Annotated in this window: 11 protein-coding genes; 9 read left to right on the forward strand and 2 right to left on the reverse strand. The window is 59.0% G+C overall.

Going from position 1 to position 11,110, the window contains the following annotated elements; translation table 11 throughout:
- Window positions 1–24 precede the first annotated feature (24 nt).
- The gene (locus ACFFIY_RS01380; protein WP_354194138.1) at window positions 25–765 is read left to right on the forward strand and encodes a gamma-glutamyl-gamma-aminobutyrate hydrolase family protein; all 741 of its coding nucleotides are present in this window, start codon (window positions 25–27) and stop codon (window positions 763–765) included.
- Window positions 740–1,666 (forward strand): dipeptidase, encoded by a 927-nt coding sequence (locus ACFFIY_RS01385; RefSeq protein ID WP_354194140.1) that lies wholly within the window; start codon window positions 740–742, stop codon window positions 1,664–1,666. The genes ACFFIY_RS01380 and ACFFIY_RS01385 overlap by 26 nt, the downstream gene beginning before the upstream one ends.
- 1 nt (window position 1,667) lies before the next feature.
- Here ACFFIY_RS01385 and ACFFIY_RS01390 read toward each other — a convergent pair whose 3' ends face one another.
- Entirely contained in the window at window positions 1,668–2,024 is a 357-nt protein-coding gene (locus ACFFIY_RS01390; RefSeq protein WP_354194142.1) for a DUF3899 domain-containing protein, read from the reverse strand.
- Between the two features lie 127 nt (window positions 2,025–2,151).
- Between ACFFIY_RS01390 and ACFFIY_RS01395 the strand changes: the two genes are divergently transcribed.
- The 6 genes from ACFFIY_RS01395 to ACFFIY_RS01420 all read left to right on the forward strand — a co-directional run bounded on the left by ACFFIY_RS01395 (window position 2,152) and on the right by ACFFIY_RS01420 (window position 9,427).
- Window positions 2,152–3,804 (forward strand): peptide ABC transporter substrate-binding protein, encoded by a 1,653-nt coding sequence (locus ACFFIY_RS01395; protein ID WP_354194144.1) that lies wholly within the window; start codon window positions 2,152–2,154, stop codon window positions 3,802–3,804.
- A 191-nt stretch (window positions 3,805–3,995) separates the two neighbouring features.
- Entirely contained in the window at window positions 3,996–4,928 is a 933-nt protein-coding gene (locus ACFFIY_RS01400) for an ABC transporter permease (protein WP_354194146.1), read from the forward strand.
- A gap of 5 nt (window positions 4,929–4,933) precedes the next feature.
- The gene (opp3C, locus tag ACFFIY_RS01405) at window positions 4,934–5,983 is read left to right on the forward strand and encodes an oligopeptide ABC transporter permease (RefSeq protein ID WP_376837148.1); all 1,050 of its coding nucleotides are present in this window, start codon (window positions 4,934–4,936) and stop codon (window positions 5,981–5,983) included.
- 10 nt (window positions 5,984–5,993) lie between these two features.
- A complete protein-coding gene (locus ACFFIY_RS01410; protein ID WP_354194150.1) occupies window positions 5,994–7,058 on the forward strand; it encodes an ABC transporter ATP-binding protein in 1,065 nt (354 codons plus the stop codon).
- Between the two features lie 29 nt (window positions 7,059–7,087).
- Entirely contained in the window at window positions 7,088–8,098 is a 1,011-nt protein-coding gene (locus tag ACFFIY_RS01415; RefSeq protein ID WP_354194809.1) for an ABC transporter ATP-binding protein, read from the forward strand.
- A gap of 843 nt (window positions 8,099–8,941) precedes the next feature.
- Window positions 8,942–9,427, forward strand: a complete 486-nt coding sequence (locus ACFFIY_RS01420; RefSeq protein ID WP_376837146.1) for an acyl-CoA thioesterase — start codon at window positions 8,942–8,944, stop codon at window positions 9,425–9,427.
- 51 nt (window positions 9,428–9,478) lie between these two features.
- Here ACFFIY_RS01420 and ACFFIY_RS01425 read toward each other — a convergent pair whose 3' ends face one another.
- Window positions 9,479–9,961 carry an immunoglobulin-like domain-containing protein gene (locus tag ACFFIY_RS01425; RefSeq protein ID WP_354194154.1) on the reverse strand — a complete coding sequence of 161 codons (483 nt, stop codon included), beginning with the start codon at window positions 9,959–9,961 and terminating at the stop codon, window positions 9,479–9,481.
- Window positions 9,962–10,089: 128 nt separating this feature from the next.
- Between ACFFIY_RS01425 and ACFFIY_RS01430 the strand changes: the two genes are divergently transcribed.
- Window positions 10,090–11,043 (forward strand): hypothetical protein, encoded by a 954-nt coding sequence (locus ACFFIY_RS01430; protein ID WP_354194156.1) that lies wholly within the window; start codon window positions 10,090–10,092, stop codon window positions 11,041–11,043.
- Window positions 11,044–11,110 lie beyond the last annotated feature (67 nt).

Here is an 11,110-nt window from a genome sequence, read left to right on the forward strand (position 1 = left end):
AGCCAACTGAAGGGGGACCCTCCATTGAAACCGATCATCGGCATTACGACCGACGTGGAGCTCGATTATAAGCACATGCTCAATTACGATTACATCACTGCCGTCTCGCGTGCCGGCGGAATCCCGCTGCTCATCCCGATCGGCACGGAGAATGACGCGGCGGAGATTCTCGGCCGGCTCGACGGCCTGATCGTCACGGGCGGCGGCGACATCGACCCGACGCTGTTCGGTGAAGAACCGCACCGGAATCTCGGCGAAATATCGCCGGGCCGCGATGCATCCGAAATGGCGCTCATCAAAGAAGCGCTCCAGCGAGACCTGCCGCTTCTGACCATCTGCCGCGGCCTCCAGATCATGGTCATCGCGGAAGGCGGCGACATGTATCAGGACATCTACGCCCAGATCGACCGGGAACTGCTTCAGCACAGCCAGAAGGCCGCGCGCACGCACACATCCCATTTCGTCGACACGGCCGAAGGAAGCATCCTCCGGGAAGCGGCGCAGAACGAGCGGTTCCGCGTGAACTCGTATCATCACCAGGCCGTCCGAGAAGTCAAGGCGCCGTTCGCCGTATCGGGAATGGCCTCCGACGGCATCATTGAAGCGGTCGAAAGCACGCAGCACCGGTTCGCGGTCGGCGTGCAGTGGCACCCGGAAGCGCTTGCCGCGGCGGGTGACGAACCATCACTCCGGCTGTTCAGCCGGTTCATTGAAACTGCAAAGGAAGGGGCGGGAACCGTTGCAAATCATCGACCTGCACTGTGACGCATTGCTGAAGCTGTACGAAGCCGACGGGAAAATAAAATTCGCAGACGCGCCCGAGCTCGATACGAACCGGGAACGGCTGCGAAAAGGGGATGTGAAGGTCCAGGCGTTCGCCATCTTCATCTGGCCGGGCATGAAGGCGGAGGAGAAGTTCCAGGCCGCGCTCGATCAGGTGCACTGGTTCTATGAAGACGTGCTCGGCAACAATCCGGACATGAAACTGATCCGCGACTGGAGCGACATCGATGCACTGCAGGAAGGGGAGACCGGGGCACTGCTCACGCTTGAAGGCGTCGACGCGATCGGAAACGACCTGAAAAAGCTGAGTGTCCTGCACCGGCTCGGCGTGCGTTCGGTCGGCCTCACGTGGAACAACGCCAACCTCGCAGCGGACGGCGCCGGTGAGCCGCGCGGCGGCGGGCTGACCCTGTTCGGCCGCGAGATCGTCGCGTTCAACAACGAACACAAAATCCTGACCGACGTCTCGCATCTGTGCGAGCGGGCTTTCTGGGATGTCATCGAGGAAGCGGATTATCCGATTGCGAGCCATTCCAACGCCCGCGCTGTCCGCGACCATGTCCGGAACCTGCATGACGAGCAGGCGAAGGCACTCTGGGCCAAAGGCGGCATGACCCATGTCGTCTACTGTCCGGCATTCATCCGGGAAGCCGAACAGGTCACGATCGACGATCTCATCCGCCACATCGACCACTTCTGCTCGATCGGCGGCGAAAAGCATATCGGCCTCGGTTCGGACTTTGACGGCATCACCGACAAAGTCAACCGGCTGTCGGACGCCTCGATGCAGCAAAATCTCATCAACGAACTGCTCAAGCGCTTCTCCGAGGACCAGGTAAAGGGATTTGCCCACCGCAACTTCCTCGAACTCATGCCCCGATGACCTACATCAGCATGAACGACGCAACAAGACTGACCGTAAAACAATAAAGTCCGAAAAGAAACACCGGACGCGCGGGGAGCGGCTCCTTTTTGAAACGGGCCTTCTCTGCGCGTCCTTCTTTTTCCCGGATGAACGACTCCCGCCGGCCGGGACGAAAGAACCGCTTCCAGTTGCGGGTGAATATCCCGGTCACTTCATGGCGGGCGATGTACAGGATGCCGCCGGCCAGCATCAGCGCCAGGCTGATGTAAAACAGCGCATCGGCCGCCTCCACCGGACGGGGAGTGCCTGAAAGCCATGAATACCCGATGAAAACGGGCGGAATGAAGAAAAGCAGCGGAATTAATTTCCGGAACATGACAAACTTCCTTTCCGAGCAAGAGTGGCAGCGGTTACAGATTTCTAAATTGTTTAAAAAGATATTGCATTCTAGCTTTAGTATATATAAAATAGGCTTAACTTTAAACAGAAAGAAGGGGGAAATTATGGATACAAAGTGGGTCAAGAGATTCATGCTCCCGGCCGCGGCCATGCTCATGCTCGCCGGCTGCAACTTCAGTGATTCCGGCGGCAAGAGTTCCGAAGGCTCGGACAAGGAAGGAGCCGAAGGGGACGGCTCCAAGGCACAGACCATCGTCCTGAGCGAAGGCTCCGACATCCCGACAATGGACTCCACGCAGGCGCACGACTCCATCGCATTCAACGTCCTGAACAACATCAATGAGGGTCTCTACCGCCAGAACGAGTCCAACGAAGTGGAGCTGGCCGGGGCCGAGAAGCATGACAAGAGCGACGACGAAATCACCCATACGTTCACGCTCCGCGACCAGAACTGGAGCAACGGAGATCCGGTGACGGCCCACGACTACGAGTATGCGTGGAAGCGCGTCATGCGCGAAGCCGGCCCGTACAATTATATGCTCGTCACGGCAGGCATCAAGAACGCCGAAAAGATCATGAACGAAGAAGCGGACGCCGAGGAGCTCGGCATCAAGGCGATCGACGACAAGACGCTCGAAGTGACGCTTGAAGCGCCGAACCCGCTGTTTGAAACACTGCTCGCGTTTGCCACATTCCTCCCTCAGAACCAGAAGTTCGTCGAGGAACAGGGTGACCAGTATGCGCTTGAAGCGGACAACATCCTGTCCAACGGGCCGTTCAAGTTCACCGCATGGCAGCAGGAACAGGGCTGGACACTCGAAAAGAACGAAGACTACTGGGATGCCGACTCGGTGAAGCTCGACAAAGCCGAATTCATCGTCATCAAAGACCCGCAGTCCGGCGCCAACCTGTATGAAACGAACAAAGTCGACCGCGTGAAGCTCACTTCCTCGCTCGTCGACCAGTATCAGGACAACGATGGCTTCACGAATGAAAAGGCATCGGGCACCGTGTTCCTGCGCTTCAACCATAACAATGAAGCCCTTGCCAACGTGAACATCCGCCGCGCCATCACATTGGCCATCGACCGCGAAGGCCTCACCGACGTCATCCTGAAAGACGGCTCGGTTCCGCTCTACGGCGCCGTTCCGGAAGGCTTCTACAAGTCGCCTGAAGGCACCGACTACCGCGAGCTGAACGGCGACGTCACCAAAGGCACGCCGGAAGAAGCGAAGGAAGCATGGGAGAAAGGCCTCGGCGAGATCGGTGCCGACAGCCTGACCGTCTCCATCAACATGGCGGACACCGACGAGATGAAGAAAGTCGGCGAATACCTCCAGGCGCAGCTTGAGGACAACCTGCCGGGCTTCAAGCTCGAACTGAAAGCGGTTCCGTTTGCACAGCGCCTTGAGATCGAGAAGGCGATCGAGTACGATCTGTCCCTTTCCACATGGGGCCCTGACTACGCCGACCCGATGACGTACCTCGACATGTGGGTCAAGGGAAGCTCCGCCAACCGGATGGACTACCACAATCCGAAACTGGATGAGCTCGTCGCAGAAGCCCGCACGGATACGGATCTGAGCCACCGCTACGAAACGCTTCTCGAGATTGAGAAAGTTCTCCTCGAAGAAGACGCGGCCATCGCTCCGCTCTACCAGCGCGGCAACTCGTACCTGACACGCCCGGACATCAAGAACCTCATCATCCACCCGGCCGGCGCAGACATTTCCCTGAAATGGACTTCGGTCGAATAAACCTGAACAAGCAGCAGACAAGCGGGGGAGCCACTGGTGCATCCCCCGCTTTCCTGTTTTCCGGGAAGCCCCGGACCCGCGGGGAGGGCTTGCTTAACATTCACGGGCATTTGCTTCACGTTCAGCGCGGTTTGCTTCACACCGCCGGAATCAAACCTGACTAGGAAGTTCAAGAGAGGTGAACGGACATCATGAAAAGCTACTTGCTGAAACGCTTCATGTACGCGGTCATCACGCTGTTCATCATTGTGACGGCCACATTTCTCCTCATGCAGCTGCTGCCGGGGACGCCTTACTCAAACGCCGAGAAACTGACGGAATCCCAGCGCGCCATCCTTGATGCGAAGTACGGGCTCGACAAGCCGGTCGCGGTCCAGTACCTGACTTACGTCGGAAACCTGCTGCAGGGCGACCTCGGCTATTCGTTCCAATACCAGGGGCGCACGGTCATGAGCATGATCGGCGACCGGGTCGGACCGTCCGCATTCATCGGGCTCCAGGGGCTCGTGTTCGGCGCGATCCTCGGGCTCATCCTCGGCATCGTGTCGGCGCTCCGCCACAACACCTGGCTCGACTATTCGTCCGTGACGCTCGCCGTTCTCGGCATGTCGATCCCGTCGTTCGTCTTCGCGGCGCTCATGCAGTACTATATCGGCGTCAAGCTTGGCTGGCTGCCGGTTGCGCTCTGGGAAAACTACTGGAGCACAATCATGCCGTCGCTTGCGCTGTCGGTGACCGTGACGGCGACCGTCGCGCGGTTCATCCGGAGCGAAATGCTCGAAGTGCTCGGACAGGACTACGTCACGACGGCGCGCGCCAAGGGGCTCAATGAGTCCGGCGTCATCTGGAAGCACGTGATCCGGAACGCCCTCATCCCGGTTGTCACGATGCTCGGGCCGCTTGCGGTGTCGATCATGACCGGAACGCTCGTCATCGAGAAGATCTTCGGCGTGCCTGGCCTCGGGGAGCAGTTCACGCTGTCGATCCTCGTGCTCGACTACAGTGTCATCATGGGCATCACGCTCTTCTACAGCGCGCTGTTCATCGCCGTCGTCTTCATCGTCGACGTGCTGTACGGCTTCCTTGATCCGCGGATCGACCTGAAAGGGGGCAGCCAGGCATGACGATGATGTTTCCGAAAGACGGTGACCTGAAAGCAGGCCTGCGACGCGCGGACGGTCTGCCGGCCGAGCCGGCCGCCGATCTGTTCACGCCGGAACCGCTCGCCGAATCGGTGCGCGAAGAACTCGCAAAACCCGCGCCGACATTCTGGAAAGAAGCGAGGGAGCGGCTGTTCAAGAACAAGGGCGCCGTCATCTCGCTTGCAGTCCTGCTCATCCTGTCGATCATGGCGATCGTCGGCCCGTCGATGAATGAATTCACCTACCGCGAGCAGCACATTCCGCACTCGAACCTGCCGCCGAAGATCGGCGGCCTCGAATGGCTCGGCTTCAACGGCAAAGACGTTGCGGGAACGGACGTATACGCAGAGCGGGGCATCGAGACGAACTACTGGTTCGGCACGGATGAATTCGGCCGGGACCTGTGGACGCGCGTCTGGAAAGGAACGCAGATCTCGCTCTTCATCGCGCTCGTCGCAGCGGCGCTCGACCTGATCATCGGTGTCATCTACGGCGGCATCTCAGCCTATTACGGCGGCCGCATCGACAACGTCATGCAGCGGATCATCGAGATTCTCACCGGCATCCCGAACCTGATCGTGATCATCCTGTTCATCCTCATCCTGGAACCGGGGATCCGGTCGATCATCCTCGCGATGATCATCACGGGCTGGGTCGGCATGGCGCGGGTCGTCCGCGGCCAGATGCTTCAGCTGAAAGGACAGGAATTCGTGCTCGCCTCCCGGACGCTAGGGGCCTCCGACTCGCGGCTGCTGCGCAAGCATTTATTGCCGAACGTCATGGGGCCGATCATCGTCACCGTCATGTTCACGATTCCGACGGCGATTTTCTTCGAGGCTTTCCTGAGCTTCATCGGGCTCGGGCTGCAGGCGCCGCTCGCCTCGCTCGGTGTGCTCATCGAGGACGGCTATGACGCCATCCGCTCGTTCCCGTACAAGCTCCTCATCCCGGCGGTCGTCATTTCCCTCGTCATGATCAGCTTCAACCTGCTGGCAGACGGACTGCGCGACGCGCTCGATCCGAAAATGAGAAAGTGAGGGTCAGAAAATGGACCAGAACATCTTGGAAGTCGACAACCTGCATGTTTCATTCAAGACCCGAAACGGGGCGGTGCCCGCAGTCCGGGGCGTCAGCTTCACGCTGAAAAAAGGGGAGACGCTCGCCATCGTGGGCGAATCCGGCTCCGGCAAATCGGTGACCGCGAAGTCGATCATGCAGCTCCTGCCAAAACAAAACACGGTCATCCCCGACGGCGCGATCCGCTATGAGGGGAAGGACATGCTGAAATTCTCGAAAAAAGAGATCCAGGCGGTGCGCGGTTCGGACATCTCGATGGTGTTCCAGGATCCGATGACGTCGCTCAACCCGACGATGAAGATCGGCAAGCAGATCATGGAAGGACTTTCCCGCCATACGGCGCTGACGAAAAAGCAGGCGCGGCAGCGGGCGAAGGAAATGCTCGAACTTGTCGGCATCCCGAATCCGGAGTCCCGGCTCGATGCCTATCCTCATCAGTTTTCCGGAGGCATGCGCCAGCGGGTCGTCATTGCGATTGCGCTCGCCTGCAACCCGAAGATCCTCATCGCCGACGAGCCGACGACCGCGCTCGACGTGACGATCCAGGCCCAGATTCTCCGCCTTATGCGCAATCTGCAGGAGAAGATGGACACCGGCATCATCCTCATCACTCATGATCTTGGCGTCGTCGCCAATATGGCGGACCGGGTCGCGGTCATGTATGCCGGCGAGGTCGTCGAGCAGGGTACGCTCGATGAGATCTTCTACCGGCCGCAACACCCGTACACGCTCGGCCTCCTCCGGTCGATGCCGAATCTGGACGCAAGCCGGGCCGAACCGCTCATCCCGATTCCGGGTTCGCCGCCGGATCCGTCCGCGCTCGGCACCGGCTGCCCGTTCGCTGCCCGCTGCCCGTACACGATGAAGGTGTGCCACGACTACAACCCGGGCGCCATCGCCATGAGCGAAACCCAGGCGGTGCGCTGCTGGCTGCACGATGAGCGCACGCCCGCCGGACACGTCCCGGCAGAAATCAAAGAAGGCCGCCGTTCCGCCGAAGAAGCGGCCGCGGAAGCCGAGGGGGTGACCGCATGACGACTCAAACGACCGAAACATCGTCCCCCATGGACCAACGGGAAGACCTGCTCGTCGTAAAGGATTTGAAAAAGCATTTCCGGATCGACCGCAAAACCGTCCTGAAGGCGGTCGACGGTATCAGCTTTTCGATCAAGAAAGGCGAAACGCTCGGTCTCGTCGGTGAATCCGGCTGCGGCAAGTCGACCGTCGGCAGGACGCTCACCCGCATCTACGAGCCGACCGCCGGCGAAGTCGGATTCGGGGGAGCCAACATCGGCGGCCGCATCGACCGTGCGACAAAGCGCCGGCTCAACCACGACATGCAGATGATCTTCCAGGATCCGTACTCGTCGCTCAACCCTCGGATGACCGTCGCCGAAATCGTCTCCGAAGGCCTCGTCATCCATAACCCGGACATGAAGCAAAAGGAGCGCGACAAACGGGTGCAGGAGCTGCTCGAGCTCGTCGGGCTGAACAAAAGCCACGCCGGTCGCTACCCGCATGAATTCTCCGGCGGCCAGCGCCAGCGGATCGGCATCGCCCGGGCACTCGCCGTCGAGCCGAAGTTCATCGTCGCAGACGAGCCGATCGCCGCACTCGATGTCTCGATCCAGGCCCAGATCGTCAACCTTCTGAAAGAATTGCAGAAAGACCGCGGCCTGACTTATCTGTTCATCGCGCACGACTTGTCCATGGTCAAATACATCAGCGACCGGATTGCGGTCATGTACCTCGGGAAAATCGTGGAACTGGCAGAAAGCGAGGCCTTGTACGAAAAGCCGCTCCACCCGTACACCCAGGCCCTCCTGTCCGCCATTCCGCTGCCGGATCCCGAAAAAGAACGCACCCGCGAGCAAATCATCCTGACCGGCGACGTCCCGAGCCCAACCGACGTCCCCTCCGGCTGCCGCTTCCGCACCCGCTGCCCGTTCGCCATGGACAGCTGCGCCGTGATCGACCCCGAATTCCGCGAAGTCGAACCCGGCCGCCAAGTCGCCTGCCACCTCTATGACCCTGAAGTGATGGCGAAGGAAGGCAAAGAAGTAACAGTACGATAAGAAAAAGGCTCTCCGCACCCCGCGGAGAGCCTTTTTGCGTGGGGCGATGAAGGGGGGGAGGTTAATCGGAGTAAGGCGAGCGAATTCGGAGTATGGAACCGAAAATCGGAGTAAGGCGAGCGAATTCGGAGTATGGAACCGAAAATCGGAGTAAGGGGAGCGAATTCGGAGTATGGAACCGAAAATCGGAGTAAGGGGAGTGAAATCGGAGTATGGAACCGAAAATCGGAGTAAGGCGAGTGAATTCGGAGTATGGAACCGAAAATCGGAGTAAGGGGAGTGAAATCGGAGTATGGAACCGAATATCGGAGTAAGGAGAGTGAATTCGGAGTATGGAACCGAATATCGGAGTAAGGAGAGTGAATTCGGAGTATGGAACCGAATATCGGAGTAAGGAGAGTGAATTCGGAGTATGGAGCCGAATATCGGAGTAAGGAGAGTGAATTCGGAGTATGGAACCGAAAATCGGAGTAAGGGGAGTGAAATCGGAGTATGGAACCGAATATCGGGGTAAGGAGAGTGAATTCGGAGTATGGAACCGAAAATCGGAGTAAGGGGAGCAAAATCGGAGTATGGAATCGAAAATCGGAGTACCGCCCTTCCGCTGATTGATGACCACCCCGACAGCCCCACGGCGGCCCCCCCATATACCACGCCCACGCCCCATTCCAGCCTCACGCTCTCATTCCCACGCCGCTCACACACCCCGCACTCCAATCGTCCCCCGATTCTAAACACTTCGCCTATCGGGCTGCCGGTGCAAAAGCGGTCCGGGTTCGGTTATACTGGGCATACCAGTTACCGCGCATTCCCGCGGTTCAATATCGAAAGGGGACATGTCTCATGCCGATCGAAGCGATTCCGATGAGCCAATCAAGGACAAAGACGACGAAACTCGTCATGCCGCCGAACACGAATCACCACGGGACGATTTTCGGGGGGCAGGTGCTGTCCTACCTGGATGAAATCAGTGCGATTGCGGCGATGAAGCATGCAGGGGCCGCCGTCGTCACGGCGTCCATCGACTCGGTCGATTTCGTGTCCCCGGCACGCGTCGGGGAAGTGCTTGAAATCGAAGCGGTCGTCGTATCGACGGGCCGGACATCGATGGAGGTGTTCGTCTCTGTCCACTCGATCGATCTGCTGTCCAATGCCCGCAAGCTCACGACAGAATCATTCGTGACGATGGTTGCGATGGATGAGGAGAACAAGCCGACGCCCGTCGCGCCGGTCTACCCGGAAACGAAATCGGAAAAGGCCCTGTTCGACAAGGCCCCGGCCCGCCGCGCCAACCGGAAGGAACGCATGGCGATTAAAAACGGCATCTAAACTGAAAGCCGGACAGCGGATCCACTCCGCTGTCCGGCTTGATTTGTTTCTTCACTCCCCGATCCCGAACTCCGAGGCGACCGAAATCTCCATGCCCGAACTGCCGTCTGCCACCGCCGTTTTCACTACCCGGTACCTTCCGGGTACGAGGTTCACGCCGAGTTCTGCGGTATCCAGCTGCTGTGTCTTCTTCCCGCCGGGCGCAAGCACTTGTCCGAAGTCCCGGAATCCCGGGTTGCGGTAAAACACCGCATCGGAATAAATGACGCCGTGCCAGCCGTCCGGTTCCAGCTTCTCGAGCGCGGCATAGCCGCCGTATCCGATCGGTTCCGCCCTCCTGTTTTCAATCGAATAAGTGATCACAGTCCGCTCTCCGCCGGTTCCGGACTTCAAAACCGTCACCGCCACGCCGTCCTTCGCCCCTGCCATCAACTGGTCCGGCACCGGATCTGGCAGGACAGCGACCGAGGCTTCGGCTCCGCAGCCGGCCAGAAGCAGAAGCAGCGAAAGGATTCCCGCCCAACCAAAACGCATGCGGATCACCGCCTTTGATTTCATCATAGCGCCGACCGCACACCCTTGCCTTGACGCCCGTCAATCCGGCGCTCGCGAAGTGAATCTTTTCCATGATAAAATCGTAGGAAAGGCAGGGGGTGGACCGGATGATCAGAGAGGAAATCTACGACCGGCAGACCGAGCTTCGCATGCGCATGACGGAGCGGGACCGGATCAAAAAGAGATACGATGCAAAAGAGGCGGAACGGCAGGAAGCGAAGCGGGAGCGCGACCGGCTGCAGGCCCGGCTGACGAAAGAGCAGCACGATGTCCTGAAGCTCGGCCGGTTTTCATTTGCCAACAAGTTCCGGCAGCTCACCGGCAAGATGGATGAAATCATGGAAAAGGAACTGAATGAAGCCGCGGAGGCGGAGCTTAAATTCAACGAGGCCGAAAAGCTCCTCGTGGACCTGGAAGAGGAAACGTCGGCGCTCAAAGCCGAGCTCGACCGTCCTGAATATGAATTCCTCGATGACGACTGGGAAGCGTTTTTAAAAGAAAAGGAAATCTGGATGCGTAACAATGATTCCGAATCGGTCCGCAAGCTCCAGCAGGTCGCGGATGAGCGGGCGGCGCTCCAGTCGATGCGGCGGGAGATCGAAGAAGCGATCCATGCGGGGCGGGAAGCCCAGCGTGTTCTCGGTTCTGCCATGGATCAGCTCGGCAGTGCGGAAGGGATGTCGATGTGGGATACGTTCCTCGGGGGCGGGATGGTCGTCACCGCGATGAAATACTCGAGCATCAACAGCTCCGATGATAAAATCCACCGTGCCCAGAGTGCGCTGCGGCGGTTCCAGTCCGAACTCGCAGACGTGGAAAATTTCGATACGGCACGGCTCACCGTGAACAAGCGGGACTTCCTGAATTTCTCCGATTTCTTCTTTGACAATATGTTCACCGATTGGATGGTCCACTCGCGCATCACAGATGCCAAGTCCCAGCTTGACGGGGTGCTGGCCGATGTGGAGAGGATCCTCCGGGAACTGGCAGACCGGCTGAAGCGGACAGACGAGGAAATCAAGAGACTGGCCGAGCGGGAAAAGGAAATCATTCTGTCATAACGGCCACGGTCGGAATAAAGATCTTCCACGAGCTCGTAAATGAAGGAGAAATCGATCGCCCTCTCCA

The sequence above is a fragment of the Bhargavaea ullalensis genome (assembly GCF_042432615.1).
Classification (GTDB): Bacteria; Bacillota; Bacilli; order Bacillales_A; family Planococcaceae; genus Bhargavaea; species Bhargavaea ullalensis.